This is a genomic window from Streptomyces sp. NPDC048483 (assembly GCF_040651455.1).
Classification (GTDB): domain Bacteria; phylum Actinomycetota; class Actinomycetes; order Streptomycetales; family Streptomycetaceae; genus Streptomyces.
On record NZ_JBEZJZ010000003.1, the window covers coordinates 90496 to 111774 of the forward strand.

The following is a 21279-nucleotide window of genomic DNA, read 5'->3' on the forward strand; positions in this document are numbered from 1 at the left end:
GTCACCGTTCTATCGTCTGGATGTATCGAGTCGATACATCAGCACGAGATAAAGAACGCACCGGGCCGAGGAGGCGGAGGATGAGCAGACGTTCCGGCATCCTCGAGTTCGCCGTCCTCGGTCTGCTCCGCGAGTCTCCGATGCACGGCTATGAGCTGCGAAAACGGCTCAACACCTCGCTCGGGGTCTTCCGGGCGTTCAGCTATGGCACCCTCTACCCCTGCCTCAAGGCGCTGGTCGCGAGCGGCTGGCTCATCGAGGAGACGGGCGACGCCCCGGAGGGCGCGCCCGCCGCGGCGCTCACAGGGCGCCGGGCGAAAATCGTCTACCGATTGACCGCAGCGGGCAAAGAGCACTTCGAGGAGCTGCTCGCCCACTCCGGACCGGATGCGTGGGAGGACGAGCACTTCGGCGTCCGCTTCGCATTCTTCGGTCAGACGTCGCGGGATGTCCGGATGCGTGTGCTGGAAGGCCGGCGCAGCCGGCTGGAGGAGCGCCTCGAGAAGATGCGCACCTCTCTGGCCAGGACCCGCGAGCGGCTGGACGACTACACCCTCGAACTTCAGCGTCACGGCATGGAGTCTGTGGAGCGCGAGGTCCGTTGGTTGAACGAGCTCATCGAGAGTGAGCGCACCGGACGCGATCAGCGCGTACCGGATCCCGCAGAGCAGGACAAGAAGTCAGAAGATGCGGGCGGCCTGCCCCGGCACCGGGGTGGTACCCGGCCGGATCCGTCCGATGACACCACCACATGAGGCCCTGCAGCGCCAGGACCTCATCGAGAACACAGGGAGCAACCGGAATGGGTTCGGTTCGCGTAGCCATCGTCGGCGTGGGCAACTGCGCCGCCTCGCTGGTACAGGGCGTCGAGTACTACAAGGACGCCGACCCGAAGAGCCGCGTGCCCGGCCTCATGCACGTGCAGTTCGGCGACTACCACGTGCGTGACATCGAGTTCGTGGCGGCCTTCGACGTCGACGCCAAGAAGGTCGGCCTCGACCTCTCGGACGCCATCGGCGCCAGCGAGAACAACACCGTCAAGATCTGCGATGTGCCGCACGCCGGCGTAACGGTCCAGCGCGGTCACACCCTCGACGGCCTGGGCAAGTACTACCGCCAGACCATCGAGGAGTCCGCTGAGGCCCCGGTCGACATCGTCCAGGTCCTCAAGGACAAGCAGGTCGACGTTCTGGTCTGCTACCTCCCTGTCGGCTCCGAGGACGCCGCGAAGTACTACGCCCAGTGCGCCATCGACGCCAAGGTTGCGTTCGTCAACGCCCTCCCGGTCTTCATCGCCGGCACCAAGGAATGGGCGGACAAGTTCACCGAGGCCGGTGTCGCGATCGTCGGTGACGACATCAAGTCGCAGGTCGGCGCCACCATCACGCACCGCGTGATGGCCAAGCTCTTCGAGGACCGGGGCGTCGTCCTGGACCGCACGATGCAGCTGAACGTCGGCGGCAACATGGACTTCAAGAACATGCTCGAGCGCGACCGCCTCGAGTCCAAGAAGATCTCCAAGACGCAGGCCGTCACCTCCCAGATCAGGGACCGCGAGCTGGGCGAGGACAACGTCCACATCGGCCCGTCGGACTACGTGGCCTGGCTGGACGACCGCAAGTGGGCCTACGTCCGCCTCGAAGGCCGCGCGTTCGGTGACGTTCCGCTGAGCCTGGAGTACAAGCTCGAGGTCTGGGACTCCCCGAACTCCGCCGGTGTCATCATCGATGCCGTGCGCGCCGCGAAGATCGCGAAGGACCGGGGCATCGGCGGCCCGATCCTTTCGGCGTCCTCGTACTTCATGAAGTCCCCGCCGGTGCAGTACTTCGACGACGAGGCGCGGGAGAACGTCGAGAAGTTCATCCAGGGCGAGGTCGAGCGCTAAGGCGTTCGCCACACCCTCCTCCGCAGGCCCCCGGGAATTCCCCCCGGGGGCCTGCGGCCTGTGTGAGGCTGTGCGCCATGCATGCAGTGCGCGTTCTCCGCGTATTACTCCGGCTACGCGACTTCCGTTCCCTCCTTGCCGTACGGCTCCTGTCCCAGGCTGCCGATGGCGTCTTCCAGGTCGCGCTCGCCACATACGTCGTCTTCTCACCCGAGAAGCAGACCTCGCCTGCAGCCATTGCCTCCGCCATGGCCATCCTGCTGCTGCCGTACTCCCTCCTAGGACCGTTCACCGGAGTACTGCTCGACCGCTGGCGCCGCCGCCAGGTGCTGCTGTACGGAAATCTGCTGCGCGCACTGCTGGCCGCCGCGACGGCCGCATTGATCGTGACCCATGTCCCCGACTGGCTCTTCTACGCCTCGGCCCTCTCCGTGACGGCCGTGAACCGCTTTGTTCTGGCCGGAATTTCGGCCGCGCTGCCCCGCGTGGTCGACGGCGAACAGCAGCTGGTGATGGCCAACTCCGTCGCCCCCACGGCCGGGACACTGGCCGCAACGGCCGGCGGCGGGCTGGCATTCGCCGTCCGGCTGGCCGGTTCGCATGTGGATGCCTTCGTCGTGCTGCTTGGCTCGGCCCTTTATTTCTGTTCGTCCCTCACTGCCCTGCGCATGGCGCCGGAGCTCCTCGGGCCCGACCCTTCCCGGCTCCAACCGCACCTGAGGGAAGCCCTGTTGAGTACCGCGCGGGGACTTGTGGACGGCCTGCGCCACCTCAAGGAGCGGCACACACCCACCCGCGCCCTGACGGCGATGACGGTGATCCGTTTCTGCTACGGAGCCCTGTTGGTCACGGTGCTGATGCTGTGCCGCTACTCCTGGGCCGACACCGAAGCCGATGGCCTGGCCCTGCTCGGGATCACGGTCGTGGTGTCCGGGGTGGGCTTCTTCGCGGCCGCTCTCGTCACTCCCTGGGCGGTCGATCGGCTCGGCCCGTTCCGATGGATTGCCTGCTGTGCGGCCATGGGAGCCGTGCTGGTGCCGGGCCTTGGGCTGTTCTTCGCCCCCGAGCCGATGCTCACCGGCGCGTTTGTGCTCGGCCTCAGCACACAGGGGACCAAGATCTCCACGGACACGGTGGTGCAGTCGTCGGTCGACGACGCCTTCCGCGGCCGGATCTTCGCCATCTACGACGTGCTGTTCAATGTTGCCTTCGTCGGTGCGGCGGCGGTCGCGGCCCTCATACTGCCGCCGAGCGGACGGTCTGTCGCGCTGGTTGTCGTGGTGACCGTTCTCTACGCGATCGTCGCCGCGGCATTGATCCGCTTTGGGCGCCGTTAGGCACCGCCCCCTCGGGGCCTGGGGGCCACTTTACGGGCGTCCTACATGAGCCAACACATCTGAATATCGGGGGATCCCATGGCCACGCCGCCTCAAGGCCAGGATCCGTATGGTCAGGCGCCTTACGGTCAGCAGCCGTACGGTCAAAGCCCTTATCCGCAAGCTCCCCATGCCCCGTACGGCCAGCCGCAAGGTCCGGCCGGCGTGCAGTACGCCCCGCACCCTGCGCCGTACGGCCAGCCCGGCGGCTACCCAGGGGCTCCGGTCCCTCCGCCGGCCCGACGGTCCGGGGTGTCCTTCAAGACCGTCAAGTCCATTGCCTACGTCGTGCTGTTCGCCGTGGTGGTGGTAGGCGGATGGATCGCGAGCCAGGACGATGCCGAGACCGCGGCGTGGGCGACTGCCTGAAGGCGGCGTCGTCGTCCACAGAGCGCATGGAGGTCGTGGACTGCTCCTCCTCCGAAGCGGAGTCCAAGGTCGCGAAGAAGATCGACGGCTTCTTCACCCAGTCGAGCGCCGAGACCGAGTGCCGCAAGGTACCTGACGCCACCGGGTTCTACGCCGAGACCGGCGAGGGTCCCGACTTCCTGCTCTGCACGAAGGGCGTCTGAGGCAAGCGCTTCAAGCCGCGGGGCGGTGTTTCACGTGAAACACCGCCCCATGTTTCACGTGAAACATGTCGGTTCATCGACGCATGTTTCACGTGAAATATCAGCCCTGAGCCGCCCACCACTCCTTCAGAGCGGCAACGGCCTCGTCCCGCTCCATGGGGCCGCGCTCCAGTCGCAGCTCCAGCATCTGCTTGTAGGCCTTGCCGACCTCCGGCCCTGGCGCAATCCCCAGGATCTGCATGATGTCGTTGCCGTCCAGGTCCGGACGGATCGCATCCAGCTCTTCCTGCTCTTGGAGCCGCGCGATGCGCTCCTCAAGTCCGTCGTACGCACGCGACAGCGCACTGGCCTTGCGCTTGTTCCGGGTGGTGCAGTCCGAGCGCGTCAGCTTGTGCAGACGCTCGAGCTGCGGGCCGGCATCCCGCACGTAGCGACGGACCGCGGAGTCCGTCCACTCGCCCGTCCCGTATCCGTGGAAGCGCAGGTGCAGCTCGACCAGACGCGAGACGTCCTTGACCATGTCGTTGGAGTACTTCAGCGCGGTCATCCGCTTCTTGGTCATCTTCGCCCCCACCACCTCGTGGTGGTGGAACGAGACCCTGCCGTCCGACTCGAAACGCCGCGTCCTGGGCTTGCCGATGTCATGCAGCAGAGCCGCCAGCCGCAGCACCAGATCGGGCCCGCCCTCTTCGAGATCGATGGCCTGCTCCAGGACGGTCAGCGAGTGCTCGTAGACGTCCTTGTGGCGGTGATGCTCATCACTTTCCAGCTGCAGCGCGGGCAGCTCGGGCAGCACCCGGTCCGCCAGCCCGGAATCGACGAGCAGCCGCAGGCCCTTGCGCGGGTGCGCCCCGAGGATCAGCTTGTTCAGCTCGTCCCGTACGCGTTCCGCAGAGACGATGTCGATCCGCTCCGACATCGCCTTCATCGCGGCAACCACCTCGGGGGCGACCTCGAAGTCCAGCTGAGCGGCGAAGCGAGCCGCGCGCATCATCCGCAGCGGATCGTCGGAGAACGACTCCTCCGGTGTCCCCGGGGTCCGCAGCACACGCGCCGCCAGGTCCTCCAGCCCGCCGTGCGGGTCGACGAACTCCTTCTGCGGCAGCAGCACCGCCATGGCGTTCACCGTGAAGTCCCGGCGGACCAGGTCCTGCTCGATGGAGTCGCCGTAGGACACTTCGGGCTTGCGCGAGGTGCGGTCGTACGCCTCGGAGCGGTAGGTCGTGACCTCGATGTCGAATGAGCTCTTCTTGCAGCCCACCGTGCCGAAGGCGATGCCGACCTCCCACACCGCGTCCGCCCACGGCCGGACGATCTTCAGGACGTCCTCGGGGCGGGCATCGGTGGTGAAGTCCAGATCGTTGCCGAGCCGGCCGAGCAGCGCATCCCGCACCGAACCACCGACCAGGGCAAGCGTGAACCCGGCCTCCTGGAATCGGCAGGCCAGGTCGTCCGCAACGGGGGACACCCGCAGCAGCTCGCTCACGGCACGGCGCTGGACATGGTTCAGCGCGTTCGTCGACTGCGGCATCCGCTCGGTCGGCGGGGCGGGGAGGTCATTGTTGGCGTTCGGCACAACAGAACAGGGTACGTGGCCGCGCCGTAGGAAGCGTCACGTTAAGAGAGGGGACGCGGTGTCCGGCCGCCGTCGTGGCGATCATGTGGAGCAGTCCCCGGCACTACGACACACCGGGCCTCGTTACCATTCGGGGACGCACATTCCGACGACCACTGACGACGACGAGGGACGGGCGAGCGCGTGGCCGAGGCGGCAGGGTTCCAGGGGACTGAACGGCCGCGCGGCCGATGGCTGCGCAGAACCGTGGCGCTGTTCACCGGAACACCCCTGCTCGCAGGCCTGCTGCTGGCCCCGCAGGCCCCCTCCGCACAGGCCGCCCCCACGGGCTCCCGCACGGTCGACATCGCCATCGAGTCGATGACACCGTCTGCCCCCACGAAGGCGGATACGGTCACCGTCTCCGGCACGCTGACCAACGACGGCAGCAGCACCATCACCCACGCGCACATCGGAATGCACCGTGGCTCATCTCTCAGCGGCCGCAGCGCCATCGACCGCGCCTCCCAGCACACCGGCTATGTACCGGGCGTCGACGGACCGGAGGTCAAGGGGCACAAGGAGAAGATCGACAATCTGGATCCCGGCGACCGCCGCTCCTTCTCCCTCAGCGTGCCGGTGAAGGATCTCGACCTCGGTGACGACGGTGTGTACCGGCTCGGTGTCTCGCTGTCAGGGCGCACCCAGACCGCGCCCCTCGAGCAGGTGCTGGGCATCGACCGGACCTTCCTGCCTTGGCAGAGCGGAAGCGCCGACAAGAAGACACAGCTCACCTACCTGTGGCCGCTGGTCTCCTCCACCCACCTCACCGCCGAGACCGACGCCGCACAGACACCGGTCTTCCGCAACGACGACCTCGCCGCGGAACTCGCGCCCGGCGGCCGACTGCAGCAGATGGTGGCGCTCGCCAAGAACCTGCCAGTGACCTTCGTCATCGATCCCGACCTGCTCGCCAGCGTTGACGCGATGACCAGGACGTACAAGATCGACGGCCCCGACGGCCCCACGGGCAGGAATCAGGCAGTCGCCAAGCAGTGGCTGAACGACCTCCAGAAGGCGGTGAAGACGCACGAGGTCATCGCGCTGCCGTTCGCCGACCCCGACCTGGCCTCGCTCGCCCACCACGGCAAGAGCGTCCCGAGCGCGCTCAGCCACCTCGGTCCGGCCACCGACCTCGCTGCCAGCACCGTGAACACCGTCCTGGGCGTCACGCCGCGTACGGATTTCGCCTGGCCCGTCGACGGTGCCATCGACTCCTCGATCGTCGATGTCGCTACCTCCGCCGGCGCGCACAACCTCATCACCCGCAGCGACAGCCTGCGCGAGACCGGCGGACTGCCCTATACCCCGACGGCGGCCCGGCCCATCGGCGGCGGCAACACCGCCATCGTCGCGGACGCGCGGCTCTCCCGGGCGTTCGAGGGCGATATGTCGAAGGCGGACAAGGCCTCCCGCGCGGTCCAGCAATTCCTCGCCCAGACCCAGATGATCAACCTCCAGGCCCCGGACCGGCAGCGCAGCATCGTCGTCGCACCGCAGCGCATGCCGTCGTCCGCCCAGGCTCACGCAATGGCCACCGCGCTGCGGAATCTGGAGGACTCGGCGCGGTGGACGGAGCCGCTGGACCTCAGCGACGCGACCAGCGCCAAGCCCGACCCCGCGGCCACCCGCCGCGTGCCCGGCGGCGGCGCCTACCCGGGCTCGCTGCGCAGGGAGGAACTCCCCACCAAAGCCTTCCGGCAGATCCAGGACACCCAGTCCGCGCTGGACGACTACCGGGTGATCCTGGCCCAGCCCGAGCGGGTGGTGACCCCGTTCGGCACCGCCATAATGCGGGAGATGTCGACCGAGTGGCGGGGCGACCCGACCGGCGCCGGCGCCGGCGCCTTCCGTAACTCCGTGCGCGGCTATCTCGACGGCCTGACCAAGAAGGTCCATCTGATCCAGAAGTCGGATGCGACACTTTCCGGGCGCAGCGCGACGATTCCTGTGACCGTGCAGAACAACCTCGTCCAGAGCGTCGAGGGCATGACACTGAAGCTGACCTCGTCCCAGCCCAACCGCTTGGACGCGGGGCAGTCGCAGCAGATCAAGGTGGACGGCGGGCACAGCCAGTCGTTCAAGTTCGACACCACCGCGAACGCGAATGGTCGTGCCTGGGTGACCGCCCAGCTCTACACGGCGGACGGAAAGCCCTACGGTGACCCGATGACGTTCCAGGTGAATGTCACCGAGATCACCGCGACAGTGATGCTCGTCATCGCCGGCGGCGTCCTGCTGCTGGTCCTCGCCGGCGTACGGATCTACCTCCAGCGCAAGCGGATGGCCGCAGCGCCCGCCGAGGACGGGCCCGACGGTGAAGGCCCGGACGGCGAGGAAGGCACGAACGGCGACAACGGCGGCACGGACGGCAACCAGCCCGAGCAGCCGAGTGACCCCACGCCGGACACCGGTTCGGAAAACCCCGACCCGTCCGGCTCAGGTGAGAAAGTGGACCGTTGATAGATGGCGGGGCCGGATGGCCCGCAACGGATGAGATGGGGCAGCGATGAACGCGCCGTACGACGGTGACCGCAGCCGGGACGCCCATGGCGACCCTGCTGGGCCGGTCCCTGCGACGCCCCAGGTGCCCGCAGCTCCCGGTCCCTACGCCCAGGACCCCTATGTCCAGGACGCCTACCGCAACGACCCGCATCTCGCTCAGGGCCCGGCGGCCCAGGATCCGCTGACCGAGGCACCGTACGACCGTGCCGGCCACGCCCCGCCGCCTCCCGGCCACACCACGCAGCCCCTCTACCAGCAGCCTCCCGCGGCGCGGCACACCCCGGACCCGCAGTTCTCGGCGGCGCCTCCGTCGCCCGACTCCCGTGCCGCACGGCCCGACCCGCAGTACGGCGACGCCCCGACCACGCAGTTCGTGGGTGTGGACGACCTGATCACCCAGGCCTCCGACGAGAGCCCGGAGCCCGATGCCTTCGCGCATCTCTTCCGGGACCAGCAGCCGTACGAGCCCCAGCGCCCCGCACCGGCCCCCGTGGCACCCACCCCGGCCGCGGCCGGGGGAGCAGGGGCGCCGGGACCGGAAGCCGTACCGCCGCAGCCCGCGCCGACGCCGGATCCTGCCCCCGCAGCCGCGGGCAAGACGTCCGGCGGCCGCGCCTCCGGCCTGCTCAAGTCCAGCGCCGTAATGGCCGCCGGCACGATGGTGTCCCGGCTCACCGGCTTCATCCGCTCCGCGCTGATCGTCGCGGCGCTCGGCGGTGCGGTCCTCGGTGACTCCTGGCAGGTCGCCTACCAGCTGCCGACGATGATCTTCATCCTGACCATCGGCGGCGGTCTGAACTCCGTCTTCGTCCCGCAGCTCGTCCGCGCGATGAAGGAGGACGACGACGGCGGCGAGGCCTACGCCAACCGCCTGCTCACGCTCGTCATCGTGATCCTCGGAGTGCTCACCGTCCTGGCCGTGTTCGCCGCACCGCTCTTGGTGAAACTGGTCTCGTACGACATCTCCCGCGATCCCGCTGCCAACGAGGTCGCTGTCGCGTTCACCCGTTACTGCGTGCCGACGATCTTCTTCATGGGTCTGCATGTCGTGATGGGACAGATCCTCAATGCCCGCGGCCGCTTCGGCGCGATGATGTGGACCCCGGTCCTCAACAACATCGTCATGATCGCCACCTTCGGCCTGTTCATCTGGGTCTACGGGTCGGCCAAGACATCCCAGATCGGCGTCACGACCATCCCCGCCGAAGGCATCCGGCTGCTGGGCCTCGGCACCCTCCTCGGCCTTGTGGTCCAGGCTCTGGCAATGATCCCGTACCTGCGTGACGCCGACTTCAAGCTCCGGCTGCGCTTCGACTGGCGCGGCCACGGCCTGGGCAAGGCCGCCAAGCTCGCCAAGTGGACGGTGCTGTTCGTCCTCGCCAACCAGGCGGGCGTGCTCGTCGTCACCCAGCTCTCCACCTGGGCGGGCAACACCGCCGACCAGCAGGGCCACCCGGGCACCGGCTTCATCTCCTACGCCAGCGCGCAGCTGATCTGGAACATGCCGCAGGCGATCATCACCGTCTCCGTGATGGCGGCGCTGCTGCCGCGCCTGGCACGCTCCGCGAACGACGGCGACACCGCGGCCGTCCGCGACGACATGTCCCAGGGTCTGCGGACCTCCGCCGTCGCCATCGTCCCGATCTCGTTCGGCTTCCTGTCCCTCGGCATCCCGCTGTGCACCCTGGTCTACGGCTCGTCCGGCGCCGGTGTCCCGATGGGCTACATGCTGATGGCCTTCGGCGTCGGCCTGATCCCGTTCTCGGTGCAGTACGTCGTCCTGCGCGCCTTCTACGCGTACGAAGACACCCGCACCCCCTTCTACAACACGGTGATCGTCGCCGCCGTCAACGCAGTCGCCTCCGCCCTCTGCTTCCTGATCCTTCCCGCACGCTGGGCCGTGATCGGCATGGCGGCCTCCTACGGTCTGGCATACATCATCGGCGTCGGCGTGGCCTGGCGCCGCCTGAGCAAGCGGATGGGGGGCGATCTCGACACCGCCCGCGTCGTGCGCACCTACGCACGGCTGGCCGGCGCCAGCGTCCCGGCCACGATCGTCTCCGGGGCCGTGGTGTACGGCATCATGCAGGCACTCGGCACCGGGGTCACCGGCTCGCTCGCCGCTCTCGTCGGCGGCAGCGCCGCACTTCTGGCGGTCTTCTACGCGGCAGCCCGCAAGATGCGGATCCAAGAGCTGAATGCCCTGGTCGGGATGGTCCGCGCCAAGCTGGGGCGCTGACCGGGCACAACCATCGGCCGCCACCGTGTGTCGTGCATAGTGGCGGACTGTGGGCACAATTGTCTTGGCTCATTGAGCCTGCAACGGATGGGGAGGCAGGAACGACGGTGGCGGAACGGAGCACGGCTGCCGTCGACGTGGCCGACACGAGCGGTGAGGAACCGCTGACCGCCCAGGCGGGTCAGGCCACGGACGACGGAGCGGAGGCCGAGAAGGTATCCGGCGGGGAAAAGGACACCGCAAGCACCGATGAGACCGGTGCCGCGGCGGCCGACACCCAGCCACCGGAACTGCACAGTGGCCACAAGCTCGCCAGACGCTACCGCCTCGAGGAGTGCGTCACCCGTCTGGACGGGTTCAGCAGTTGGCGCGCGGTCGACGAAAAGCTGCGCAGAGCCGTCGGCGTGCACATCCTGCCCGCCGACCACCCGCGGGCCCGTCCGGTGCTGTCCGCCGCCCGCTCCTCCGCGCTCCTCGGCGACCCTCGATTCGTCCAGGTCCTCGACGCCGTCGAGGAGAACGACCTCGTCTACGTCGTCCACGAATGGCTGCCGGACGCCACCGAGCTCACCACGGTCTTCGCGAACGGCCCGCTCGAAGCGCACGACGCCTACCAGCTCGTCAGCCAGGTCTCCCAGGCCATGGCCGCCGCCCACCGCGAGGGCCTGGCGCATCTGCGGATCACGCCGAGCTCGGTACTGCGCACGGAGTCCGGCCAGTACCGCATCCGCGGCCTGGCCGTCATGGCCGCGCTGCGCGGCATCACGTGCGAGCACCCGCAGCGCACGGACACCGAGGCGATCGGCGCACTTCTGTACGCCGCCCTGACCCAGCGCTGGCCGTACGAGAACGATGCCTACGGCCTCACCGGCCTGCCCAAGGGCGTCGGGCTGATCGCGCCCGACCAGGTGCGTGCCGGGGTCCACCGCGGGCTGTCCGAACTCGCCATGCGCGCGGTCGTCAACGACGGCGCCACAGCTTCCCGGCAGGAACAGCCCTGCACCACGCCGGAGGAGCTGGCCAAGGCCGTTGCGGCGATGCCGCGCATCCGGCCTCCGGAGACGTCCTTCAGCACGCCGCCGCCCTACCAGCGCACCGGATACCAGCAGGGCACCTACCGCCAGTCGTCGGCCCGCAACGGCCAGCCCGGCGGCCGAGCGACACAGTCCATCCCCACTCCACCACCCCCGCTGCAGAGCCGTACCGGCAAGGCGCTGAAGTGGTCGGTCTCCGCGCTGCTCATCGCAGCACTGGGGCTGGGCAGCTGGCAGCTCGCGGACACCCTGCTCAAGCTGGAAGGCGACCAGGACAGCCCGAGCAGCTCGCACACCACCGGGGGCAAGGCCAAGACGTCGGCCAACAAGCCAATCAAGATCGCAAAGGTCGGGGAGTACTACCCGGACGGCCAACCGCAGCACCCCGACCAGGCCCAGGACTCCCACGACGGGGACCCCAGCACCTACTGGCGCAGCAAGACCTTCAAGGAAGGCCCCGACCTCAACCCGGCCTTCAAGCAGGGCGTCGGCCTCGTCTACGACCTGGGCTCGAAGCAACAGATAAGCAGCGCGTCGGTCGGGCTGCACTACGGCGGCAAGCACACCACCGTGACGCTGTACGCGGCCAACTCGCTCTCGACGTCGGAGCCGCTGAGCTCCATGCAGCAGCTCGGCACCACCACGACGTCGCAGACGAAGGCCGAGATCAAGCTCAAGAAGCCCGCGAAGGCGCAGTACGTCCTGGTCTGGATCACCGCCATGCCGTACTCCCCACGGGAGGGCTACAGCGAACCCGGCTACAAGCAGGGCGTGACGGAGGTTTCCTTCACCAGCTGAGTCGGCGGCACGCTCAGCCGCCGTCGAGAAATGCTGCGGGCCCCGGCCGGATGGAACGGCCGGGGCCCCGATTTCATCGGCATTTACTTTCCTGACCTGGCGGGCTTCAATGGGATCCGAGATCAGGCAGCTACGGCCGGGGGGCCCGTGTCCACCGACAGCGATGAGGCTTCGACACCAACCGACGCCGATCTCCTTGCCCTGCATGTGAAGGGCGACCCCGATGCCTTTGGGGAAATCGTCCGACGCCACCGCGACCGCCTCTGGGCCGTGGCGTTGCGCACCCTCAGCGATCGCGAAGAAGCGGCCGACGCCGTGCAGGATGCTCTGGTCTCCGCCTATCGCGCGGCCCACACCTTCCGCGGGCAGTCCGCCGTCACGACCTGGCTGCACCGCATTACGGTGAATGCCTGCCTGGACCGGGCCCGCAAGGCCGCCTCCCGGCGCACCTCGCCCGTGGCCGAGACCGAGCGACTGGAACAGCTCCTCGCACCACAGGAATCCGCCGCCGTCCCCGCCGAGCGACAGGATCTGTACCGGCAACTGCTGAGCGCACTGCGCACCCTCCCCGAAGAACAGCGCGCCGCACTCGTCCTCGTCGATATGCAGGGCTACCCCGTCGCCGAGGCCGCCGCGGTCCTCGGTGTCCCTACGGGAACGATCAAGAGCCGTTGTGCACGGGGCCGCGCTCGGCTCCTTCCGTTGGTCACCCATCTGCGCGCAGATGACGGGGATAGCCGGCCCGCGAGCGGGGGAAGGAACCGGGCGCAGGGGACATCCGTCCCACCGACGGCAGGACCGAACGACGCAGGTGCCGTGAAGGGCGGAGGTGAGCGAGCGTGACGTCGACGACCGGCTCGGACGAGCACCCGGAGGTCTCCGAGATCTCCGACCTCACGGACGGACTGCTGTCCCCGTCCCGCACCACGGAGCTTCGCGGCCATCTCAGTGGCTGCCCGCTGTGCGCAGATGTCTATGCGGCCCTGGAGGAGATTCGGGGGCTGCTCGGCACGCTCCCCGAACCGTCGCGGATGCCCGCCGATGTCGCCGGGCGCATCGATGCCGCCCTCGCAGCCGAGGCACTGCTGGACTCCACCACTCCCGCCACGCGGACCCTTGTTTCACGTGAAACATCGATCGCCGCCGGTTCGGTTTCACGTGAAACCGATGTGGAATCGCCCACACGCGGCACACCCCTGGATCGTCCGGCGGGCCGTCCCCGGGGCGCTTCAGGACCCGGCCGCCAGACGCCCGGCGGCCGCTCGTCCCGTTCGCGCCGTTGGCCTCGCATCCTGCTCGGCACGGCAGCGGCCGCGGTGGCCATCAGCATCGGCGGACTCCTCGTCCAGAACGCCATCACCGGCGGTACGACGGCCACCAACCGGGACCGGACCAGCGCATCGGCCGGGCAGAGCCCCGGCGGTTCGGAGCTGACCTCCGCGTCTCTCGGGGCGCATGTCCGCGGCCTGCTCGCGGCGAAGCATGGAAACAAGTCCCCGGAGATCAGCACCCGCAGCTCCCCGGAAACACCGCTGCGCGGCGGAATCGACACCGTCCCGTCGTGTGTGCGCCATGGCACCGGCCGCACGGAAACGCCGATCGCGTCCAGCCACAACACCTACAAGGGCAAGGACGCCTACCTCGTGGTGCTGCCGCACCCGTCGGACCCGTCACGCGTCTCCGCCTACGTCGTGTCTTCCTCATGTGTCTCTGCCGTCCCACCGGCCCCCGGGAAGGTCCTGCTGACCCACTCGTACCAGCGAGACTGAACGACGAGATGTGCGCTGTGACACTCCGGGAATGCTCGACCCGTAGGATCCGTTGGGTGGGGTGAGAGTTCCCAGACCCCAGCAAGCAGTCGGCAGAGACAAGGAAGACACCCGTGAGCGACGTCCGCAACGTGATCATCATCGGCTCCGGGCCCGCGGGCTACACCGCAGCGCTCTACACCGCCCGCGCGTCCCTGAAGCCGCTGGTCTTCGAAGGTGCCGTCACCGCCGGCGGCGCGCTGATGAACACCACCGACGTGGAGAACTTCCCTGGCTTCCGCGACGGCATCATGGGGCCGGACCTCATGGACAACATGCGCGCCCAGGCCGAGCGCTTCGGTGCCGAGCTCGTTCCGGACGACATCGTCGCGGTCGACCTCTCCGAGGAGATCAAGACCGTCACCGACACCACGGGCACCGTCCACCGGGCGAGGACCGTCATCGTCAGCACCGGATCCCAGCACCGCAAGCTCGGGCTGCCCCGCGAGGACGAGCTGTCCGGCCGCGGCGTTTCCTGGTGCGCAACCTGCGACGGGTTTTTCTTCAAGGGCCAGGACATCGCCGTCATCGGTGGTGGCGACACCGCGATGGAAGAGGCCACCTTCCTCTCCCGCTTCGCCAGCTCCGTCACGGTCGTCCACCGCCGCGACACCCTGCGGGCGAGCAAGGCGATGCAGGATCGTGCCTTCGCCGACCCGAAGATCAAGTTTGTGTGGGACAGCGAGATCGCCGAGATCCACGGCGAGAACAAGCTCAGCGGTCTGACGCTGCGCAATGTCAAGACCGGCGAGACCTCCGAGCTGCCGGTGACCGGCCTGTTCATCGCGATCGGTCACGACCCGCGGACCGAGCTCTTCAAGGGCCAGTTGAATCTGGACGACGAGGGTTACCTCAAGGTCGAGGCGCCCAGCACCCGTACGAACCTGGCGGGAGTCTTCGCCGCCGGCGACGTCGTCGACCACACCTACCGTCAGGCGATCACCGCGGCCGGCACGGGGTGCTCCGCCGCCCTCGACGCCGAGCGGTTCCTCGCGGCCCTGACGGACGGCGAGGCCACGGCCGAGCCGGAGAAGACCGTCTCCGCCTGACCCTCGCCACCCCCCAGCTTTTCACCACCCACCCAGTAAGGAGATTGCCATGGCCGGCGCCACGGTGACCGTGACGGACGACAACTTCGAAGAGGTCGTCCTCAACAGCGACAAGCCCGTTCTCGTGGACTTCTGGGCCACCTGGTGCGGCCCGTGCCGCCAGATTGCCCCGTCCTTGGAGGCCATTGCCGCCGAGCACGACGAGATCGTCATCGCCAAGCTGAACACCGACGAGAACCCGGCGACCACCGCCAAGTACGGCGTCATGTCCATCCCGACCATGAACGTCTACCAGGGCGGCGAGGTCGTGAAGACTATCGTCGGCGCCAAGCCGAAGGCCGGGATCGAGCGCGACCTGGCGGACTTCCTCGCCTAGTAGCGACATCACGTTTCACGTGAAACATCGGGCCCGCCCCTCGTGGGGCGGGCCCGATGCTTGTTCCAGCACCCTTACAGCGGCCGCAGCGCGGGTTCCTTCTGGACGGCCCCCAGCAAGCGGTCGAGGGCCAGTTCCACGTCTTCCTTCCACGAGATGGTGGCCCGCAGCTCAAGCCGCAGCCGCGGAAAGCGCGGGTGGGGGCGCACAGTCTTGAAGCCCACCGCGAGGAGATGGTCGGCGGGCAGCACACACGCCGGCTCGCTCCAGCGGGCATCGCCGAAGGCCTCGATCGCCTTGAACCCGCGCTGGATGAGGTCCTTGGCAACCGTCTGCACCATCACCCGGCCCAGCCCCTGCCCCTGGTAACCAGGCGTCAGCCACGCCGTGAGCAGCTGCACCGCATCCGCCGACACGGGGCTGGTAGGAAACGCCATGGACCGCGGAACGTAGGCCGGCGGGGCGTACATCACAAAGCCGACCGGGACGTCGTCGACATAGACCACCCGCCCGCAGGATCCCCACTCCAGCAGTACCGCCGAGATCCAGGCTTCCTTCTCGAGCTCGGGCCGGCCCGCCTTTACTGCGGCTTCGCCGCTGACGGGGTCGAGCTCCCAGAAGACACAGGAGCGGCAGCGCTTGGGGAGATCCGGAAGGTTGTCCAGCGTGAGCGGTACGAGCCGACGGCCCATGAAGCCAGGTCCTCACTTCCCTCGCCTGCCGCACCGCGCAGCGCCGTCAGCGCCGCCTGCTCCCTGAGCAGACCGCCGACGAACCCTCCGACGGCAGCGAGGCCGAACCCCGCTGCCAACAGTCCGGTGCGGCTCACTGATCGCATGGCCTCTCCTCGTTGTGAGGTCTCTCCATGTGGATGCGTGCCATACCCGATCGCATCGTATCCACCCTTTACGGGCGCGGGTACCGGCAGAGAGCAAAGGGCGGGTCGTGTTCCGGTTTGGATTCCGGAACACGACCCGCCCGTGAGCCGAACCCGTCAGCTCATTCCTTGGCGTCATCCTCGTCGGCGAGCGACTTGCCCAGGACCGGACCCTCGCCCGGGGCCAGCGTGCCGAGAATGCGCTCCAGATCATCCATTGAGGCGAACTCAACGACGATCTTCCCCTTCTTCTGGCCGAGATCGACCTTCACCCGAGTCTCGAATCGGTCGGACAGCCGCGTGGCAAGACCGGTCAGCGCTGGGGAGACCCGGGTGCCCGCCCGCGGCTTCTTGGCTTTGGTCGTGCTCTTGGGGTCCGACCCCAGCAGCTTCACGATCTCTTCGAGGCTGCGCACCGACAGCCCCTCTCGCACGGTGCGGCTCGCGAGGTGCTCCTGCTCCTCGTGGTCCTCCACGGCAAGCAGGGAACGGGCGTGACCCGCGGAGAGCACACCCGCCGCGAGCCTGCTCTGGACGGACGGCGCCAGCTTCAGCAGTCGCAGCGTGTTGGTGACCTGCGGACGCGACCGCCCGATCCGGTCGGCCAGCTCGTCATGCGTGCACTTGAAGTCCTTCAGCAGCTGGTCGTAGGCGGCCGCCTCTTCCAGCGGATTGAGCTGTGCCCGGTGCAGATTCTCCAGAAGCGCATCGAGCAGCAGCTGCTCGTCTTCCGTGGCCCGGACGATGGCGGGAATCTTCTCCAGCCCGGCCTCACGGCAGGCCCGCCAGCGGCGCTCACCCATGATGAGCTCATACCGATCCGGCGTGGTCTGACGGACCACGACCGGCTGGAGCAGGCCGACCTCCTTGATGGAGACCACCAACTCGGCGAGCGCATCCTCGTTGAACACCTCCCGCGGTTGCCGCGGGTTCGGCATGATCGCATCCAGCGGCACCTCGGCGAAATGCGCGCCCGCAACCTCTGCTACGGCCTGAGGCATCGTCTCCGGCTCGGCCGGTGCCTCTGTTTCACGTGAAACACCGTTCGCCGGCAGCGCGGTGACCTTGGCGGCCGCCACCCCCCGGTCTGGTGCCAGTACCGGTACGGCCGACGGTGACGTCGCCCCCCGTCCCACCACAGGCCCGGCATTGTCCGTGCTCTGCGGTGCTGCGGGGATCAGCGCACCGAGCCCACGGCCCAGTCCTCTACGTCGTTCACTCACTGAGTCCCCTCCGACATGCTGTGCTGTCCTTCATAGTTGACCGCGAGGCCCTGACCACCGGTCTGAGGAACCCCACGCAACGCGATCTCTCTGGCCGCTTCGAGATACGAGAGCGAACCACTGGATCCCGGGTCATAGGTGAGCACCGTCTGCCCATAGCTGGGCGCCTCGGAGATACGCACCGAGCGCGGGATGCTCGTACGGAGCACCTCGTTGCCGAAGTGGCTGCGCACCTCGTCGGCGACCTGCGAGGCCAGCCGGGTGCGCCCGTCATACATGGTCAGCAGGATCGTCGAGACATGGAGCTTGGGGTTGAGATGGCCCCGCACCAGGTCGACGTTCCGCAGCAACTGTCCCAGGCCCTCCAGCGCGTAGTACTCGCACTGAATCGGGATCAGCACCTCGGCGCCTGCGACCAGAGCATTCACGGTCAGCAGGCCCAGCGAGGGCGGGCAGTCGATGAGGATGTAGTCCAGCGGCTGCTCGTATGCCTTGATGGCCCGATCCAGCCGGCTCTCCCGGGCCACCAGCGAGACCAGCTCGATCTCCGCGCCGGCCAGGTCGATGGTGGCGGGCGCACAGAACAGGCCCTCCACATCCACCACCGGCTGGACCACGTCGGAGAGCGGCTTGCTGTCCACCAGCACGTCATAAATCGAAGGCACTTCGGCGTGATGGTCGATCCCCAGTGCTGTCGAGGCATTGCCCTGGGGGTCGAGGTCGACCACCAGAACCCGTGCCCCGTGCAAGGCCAGCGAGGCCGCGAGGTTCACCGTGGTCGTGGTCTTGCCGACCCCGCCCTTCTGGTTGGCAACCACCATGACCCGGGTCTGCTCGGGCCGGGGAAGGCCGTCGCCCGCGCGGCCGAATGCCTCTACCGCCAGCTGAGCTGCACGACCGATCGGGGTGTCGTCCATCGGGGGCGGCGTTTCACGTGAAACGTCGTCCCCGAACGACTCGTTACGGGGACCGGGGACCGGATCGGTCATCGGTCCCGCGATGTTGGCGTCGGACCGCAAGGATTCACTCTCCTCGACATCAGGCTCGCAATGGTCAGAGCCTGCCATGCTTTCGGTGTCGTGAACCAGTGAGGTCCGTTCTCCTGTGGACGAATCCACATCTGTGGATACTTCCGTGACCCTTGTGGGTTTACGGTCGCGCGGCGCGGCGGCCGCGCGACCCCGGTCAATGATCCCTTGCAGCAGAGAACGACGTTTCACGTGAAACACGATGCCAGCGCCGCGCCCGATTAAGCCGCGACACTCCGTCTTATGACGCTTTGATGGCGTTTATGGAATTTGCCCTATTCGTTGCCGTACAGACACCACAGACGCAGCAGCGACGCCGGCCTGGGAAGCTCCGGCCTGGGGCATCAGCGGCGGCGCCCCCTCGACACACGGCTGTCGCGCGCCGCCTTCGCCCGCTTGGCCGCAAAGCGCACACCGCCAGGGCTCTCGCCCACCTCGACCCGCACCACCGTCGACGGGGGATCCACAATCCCCTCGCCCACGTGCACCACCGAGGTCTCCACCACACCGAGCTTGCTCAGCGCCGCCCGAGCCCCCTTGAGCTCCTCCTCCGCAGCATCGCCCTTGAGCGCCAGCATCTCGCCGTACGGACGCAGCAGCGGAACCCCCCAGCCCGCCAGCCGGTCGAGCGGGGCAACGGCTCGCGCCGTCACCACATGCACCTGCGGAATCTTGCCCATGACCTCTTCGGCCCGCCCCCGCACCACCGTCACATGGTCCAGTCCGAGCAGCTCGACGACCTCCTCCAGGAATGTCGTACGACGCAGCAGCGGCTCCAGCAGCGTGATCTTCAGATCCGGGCGCACCAGCGCCAGCGGGATGCCGGGCAGCCCCGCCCCCGAACCCACATCGCAGACCGAGACGCCCTCCGGAACCACCTCCGAGAGCACTGCGCAGTTCAGCAGATGCCGCTCCCACAGCCGCGGCACCTCACGTGGGCCGATCAGCCCCCGTGTCACCCCGGCGTCGGCGAGCAGTTCGCCGTACCGCACAGCCTCCGGAAAGCGCTCACCGAATACCTCCTGCGCCGCCTTCGGCGCAGGAGGGAGCTCCACTGCTGCCTCCGTCACGGGAACCGCCCTTCCTCTGAACTGCTTTTCCTGCCGGGAACCCAGGCCTACGCACCCGGAATAACACAGAACGCTGACAACTTTTGGCCCCGCCTGCGAGCAGACGGGGCCAAAGAAAAACGGAAGCGCTGAGCGGTCAGGCCGGGAGGACGACCACGCAGCGCTGCGGCTCCTCGCCCTCGGACTCGCTCCGGAGACCGGCCGCGGCCACCGCGTCGTGCACGACCTTGCGCTCGAACGGCGTCATCGGGTCGAGCTTCACCGGCTGACCGGTCCCCTTGGCCTCCTCCGCCGCCTTGGCACCGATCTCCGTGAGCTGCTCACGCTTGCGCGCACGGAAGCCGGCAATGTCCAGCATCAGACGGCAGCGGTCACCGGTCTCGCGGTGCACGGCCAGCCGGGTCAGCTCCTGCAGCGCCTCCAGCACCTCACCATCACGGCCCACCAGCTTCTGCAGATCGCGGCTGGTCGAGTCGCTGATGATCGACACCGCGGCACGGTCGGCCTCAACGTCCATGTCGATGTCACCGTCGAGGTCGGCGATGTCCAGCAGGCCCTCGAGGTAATCGGCCGCGATCTCGCCTTCCTGCTCCAGGCGGGTCAGGGTGTCGGTGCCCTTGGTGCCAGGGGTCGTGTCCGTCACGAAAGGACTCCTTCTTACTTCTTGGACGGGTGCTTGGGGCGCTGCTGGCCCTTGCGCTGTCCGGACTTGGTGTTACGGGACCCGGAGGCGGAGGCGCCCTTCTCGGACGCGCCGCCCTTCTCCTCGCCGGCCTGCTTCTTCTCCAGCGACTGCTTCTTCGCGGCACCCTGACCGGACGATTCACCGGCGCCCGTCGAACCCGCCCGCGTACGGGTCTGCGCACCACCGGAGGCACCGGTGTCGGCCGTGGGGGTGTGCTGCCGCTTGGCCTTCGTCTGGCGCTTGGGCTGCTGGCGGTTCTGGCGCGCCTCCTCGGCCGCCTTCTTCACCTCGATCTCGGCCGGGTCCTCGACCAGCTTGCCCTTGGCCCGCAGCCGCTCCTGGCGCTCGGTGAAGGCCTTGCTGCCCGGGGTCGGGTTACGACGGATGACGAACATCTGCTGGCCCATGGTCCACACGTTGGTGGTCAGCCAGTAGACGAGAACACCGACGGGGAAGTTGATACCGAAGACGGCGAACATGACCGGGAAGACGTACATCAGCATCTTCTGCTGCTGCATGAACGGCGTCTTCACCGTGAGGTCGACGTTCTTGGTCATCAGCTGGCGCTGCGTGTAGAACTGCGACGCCGACATCAGGACGATCATGATGATCGTGACGACGCGGACGTCGGTCAGGGAAGCGCCGAGGCTCTCGATCTTCTCCGCGCTGTCCATGAACTTCGCGGCCAGCGGGGCACCGAAGATGTGCGCCTTGTTCGCGCTGTCCAGCAGCGACTGGTTGATGACGCCGACGGTCTGGTTGTTCGCGATGTGGTTCAGGACCTGGTACAGCGTGATGAAGAACGGCGACTGCGCCAGAATCGGAAGACAGCTCGAGAGCGGGTTGGTACCCGTCTCCTTGTAGAGCTTCATCATCTCTTCGGACTGGCGCTGCTTGTCGCTCTTGTAGCGCTCCTGGATCGCCTTCATCTTCGGCTGAAGCGCCTGCATGTTCCGCGTCGACTTGATCTGCTTCACAAAGAGCGGGATCAGGCAGATACGGATCAGCACCACCAGCGAGACGATGGACAAACCCCACGCCGCGCCACTGTTCGGGTCAAAGATCAGGCTGTAGAACGAGTGGAACTGGACGATGATCCAGGAAACAGCGGTATAGAGGGGACCGAGGATCGTGTCCAC

Annotated in this window: 18 protein-coding genes; 11 read left to right on the forward strand and 7 right to left on the reverse strand. The window is 67.8% G+C overall.

Going from position 1 to position 21279, the window contains the following annotated elements; translation table 11 throughout:
• Positions 1–80 precede the first annotated feature (80 nt).
• The 4 genes from AB0D04_RS02525 (at position 81) to AB0D04_RS02540 (ending at position 3833) form a co-directional block, all read left to right on the forward strand.
• The gene (locus tag AB0D04_RS02525) at positions 81–755 is read left to right on the forward strand and encodes a PadR family transcriptional regulator (protein WP_362698512.1); all 675 of its coding nucleotides are present in this window, start codon (positions 81–83) and stop codon (positions 753–755) included.
• A 47-nt stretch (positions 756–802) separates the two neighbouring features.
• Complete coding sequence (locus tag AB0D04_RS02530; protein ID WP_362698515.1) at positions 803–1885, forward strand: inositol-3-phosphate synthase; 1083 nt, start codon at positions 803–805, stop codon at positions 1883–1885.
• Between the two features lie 77 nt (positions 1886–1962).
• Positions 1963–3222: an MFS transporter gene (locus AB0D04_RS02535; protein ID WP_362698518.1), complete on the forward strand. Its 1260-nt coding sequence runs from the start codon at positions 1963–1965 to the stop codon at positions 3220–3222.
• 434 nt (positions 3223–3656) lie between these two features.
• Positions 3657–3833, forward strand: a complete 177-nt coding sequence (locus tag AB0D04_RS02540) for a hypothetical protein (RefSeq protein WP_362698521.1) — start codon at positions 3657–3659, stop codon at positions 3831–3833.
• A gap of 100 nt (positions 3834–3933) precedes the next feature.
• Here AB0D04_RS02540 and AB0D04_RS02545 read toward each other — a convergent pair whose 3' ends face one another.
• Positions 3934–5409 carry a CCA tRNA nucleotidyltransferase gene (locus tag AB0D04_RS02545; protein ID WP_362698524.1) on the reverse strand — a complete coding sequence of 492 codons (1476 nt, stop codon included), beginning with the start codon at positions 5407–5409 and terminating at the stop codon, positions 3934–3936.
• A gap of 183 nt (positions 5410–5592) precedes the next feature.
• Between AB0D04_RS02545 and AB0D04_RS02550 the strand changes: the two genes are divergently transcribed.
• The 7 genes from AB0D04_RS02550 (at position 5593) to trxA (ending at position 15257) form a co-directional block, all read left to right on the forward strand.
• Entirely contained in the window at positions 5593–7911 is a 2319-nt protein-coding gene (locus tag AB0D04_RS02550) for a DUF6049 family protein (protein WP_362698527.1), read from the forward strand.
• Between the two features lie 46 nt (positions 7912–7957).
• Positions 7958–10192, forward strand: coding sequence for a murein biosynthesis integral membrane protein MurJ (gene murJ / locus AB0D04_RS02555; RefSeq protein ID WP_362698530.1), 2235 nt, complete (start codon positions 7958–7960; stop codon positions 10190–10192).
• Positions 10193–10299: 107 nt separating this feature from the next.
• Positions 10300–12024 (forward strand): protein kinase family protein, encoded by a 1725-nt coding sequence (locus AB0D04_RS02560; protein WP_362698533.1) that lies wholly within the window; start codon positions 10300–10302, stop codon positions 12022–12024.
• 147 nt (positions 12025–12171) lie between these two features.
• Positions 12172–12867: an RNA polymerase sigma factor SigM gene (gene sigM / locus AB0D04_RS02565; protein WP_362698536.1), complete on the forward strand. Its 696-nt coding sequence runs from the start codon at positions 12172–12174 to the stop codon at positions 12865–12867.
• Complete coding sequence (locus AB0D04_RS02570; protein ID WP_362698539.1) at positions 12864–13793, forward strand: zf-HC2 domain-containing protein; 930 nt, start codon at positions 12864–12866, stop codon at positions 13791–13793. Before sigM ends, AB0D04_RS02570 begins: the two co-directional genes overlap by 4 nt.
• Before the next feature lie 113 nt (positions 13794–13906).
• Complete coding sequence (gene trxB / locus AB0D04_RS02575) at positions 13907–14881, forward strand: thioredoxin-disulfide reductase (RefSeq protein ID WP_362698542.1); 975 nt, start codon at positions 13907–13909, stop codon at positions 14879–14881.
• Positions 14882–14930: 49 nt separating this feature from the next.
• Positions 14931–15257 carry a thioredoxin gene (gene trxA / locus AB0D04_RS02580; protein ID WP_362698545.1) on the forward strand — a complete coding sequence of 109 codons (327 nt, stop codon included), beginning with the start codon at positions 14931–14933 and terminating at the stop codon, positions 15255–15257.
• Between the two features lie 74 nt (positions 15258–15331).
• Here the strand turns inward: trxA and AB0D04_RS02585 are convergent, their stop codons facing one another.
• The 6 genes from AB0D04_RS02585 to yidC all read right to left on the reverse strand — a co-directional run bounded on the left by AB0D04_RS02585 (position 15332) and on the right by yidC (position 21279).
• Positions 15332–15949: a GNAT family N-acetyltransferase gene (locus AB0D04_RS02585; RefSeq protein WP_362698548.1), complete on the reverse strand. Its 618-nt coding sequence runs from the start codon at positions 15947–15949 to the stop codon at positions 15332–15334.
• A gap of 307 nt (positions 15950–16256) precedes the next feature.
• Positions 16257–17357 carry a ParB/RepB/Spo0J family partition protein gene (locus AB0D04_RS02590; RefSeq protein ID WP_362698551.1) on the reverse strand — a complete coding sequence of 367 codons (1101 nt, stop codon included), beginning with the start codon at positions 17355–17357 and terminating at the stop codon, positions 16257–16259.
• Positions 17354–18424, reverse strand: coding sequence for a ParA family protein (locus AB0D04_RS02595; protein WP_362698781.1), 1071 nt, complete (start codon positions 18422–18424; stop codon positions 17354–17356). The genes AB0D04_RS02590 and AB0D04_RS02595 overlap by 4 nt, the downstream gene beginning before the upstream one ends.
• 305 nt (positions 18425–18729) lie before the next feature.
• The gene (rsmG, locus tag AB0D04_RS02600; RefSeq protein WP_362698554.1) at positions 18730–19455 is read right to left on the reverse strand and encodes a 16S rRNA (guanine(527)-N(7))-methyltransferase RsmG; all 726 of its coding nucleotides are present in this window, start codon (positions 19453–19455) and stop codon (positions 18730–18732) included.
• A gap of 136 nt (positions 19456–19591) precedes the next feature.
• A complete protein-coding gene (locus tag AB0D04_RS02605; RefSeq protein WP_362698557.1) occupies positions 19592–20098 on the reverse strand; it encodes a R3H domain-containing nucleic acid-binding protein in 507 nt (168 codons plus the stop codon).
• 14 nt (positions 20099–20112) lie between these two features.
• Positions 20113–21279: a membrane protein insertase YidC gene (yidC, locus tag AB0D04_RS02610; protein ID WP_362698560.1), complete on the reverse strand. Its 1167-nt coding sequence runs from the start codon at positions 21277–21279 to the stop codon at positions 20113–20115.

Bases quoted from the DNA above. Each gene is read 5' to 3' on its own strand.
- AB0D04_RS02525 (WP_362698512.1), top strand. From the start codon at position 81: ATGAGCAGACGTTCCGGCATCCTCGAGTTCGCCGTCCTCGGTCTGCTC.
- AB0D04_RS02530 (WP_362698515.1), top strand. From the start codon at position 803: ATGGGTTCGGTTCGCGTAGCCATCGTCGGCGTGGGCAACTGCGCCGCC.
- AB0D04_RS02535 (WP_362698518.1), top strand. From the start codon at position 1,963: ATGCATGCAGTGCGCGTTCTCCGCGTATTACTCCGGCTACGCGACTTC.
- AB0D04_RS02540 (WP_362698521.1), top strand. From the start codon at position 3,657: ATGGAGGTCGTGGACTGCTCCTCCTCCGAAGCGGAGTCCAAGGTCGCG.
- murJ (WP_362698530.1), top strand. From the start codon at position 7,958: ATGAACGCGCCGTACGACGGTGACCGCAGCCGGGACGCCCATGGCGAC.
- trxA (WP_362698545.1), top strand. From the start codon at position 14,931: ATGGCCGGCGCCACGGTGACCGTGACGGACGACAACTTCGAAGAGGTC.
- AB0D04_RS02585 (WP_362698548.1), bottom strand. From the start codon at position 15,949: ATGGGCCGTCGGCTCGTACCGCTCACGCTGGACAACCTTCCGGATCTC.
- AB0D04_RS02595 (WP_362698781.1), bottom strand. From the start codon at position 18,424: ATGGCAGGCTCTGACCATTGCGAGCCTGATGTCGAGGAGAGTGAATCC.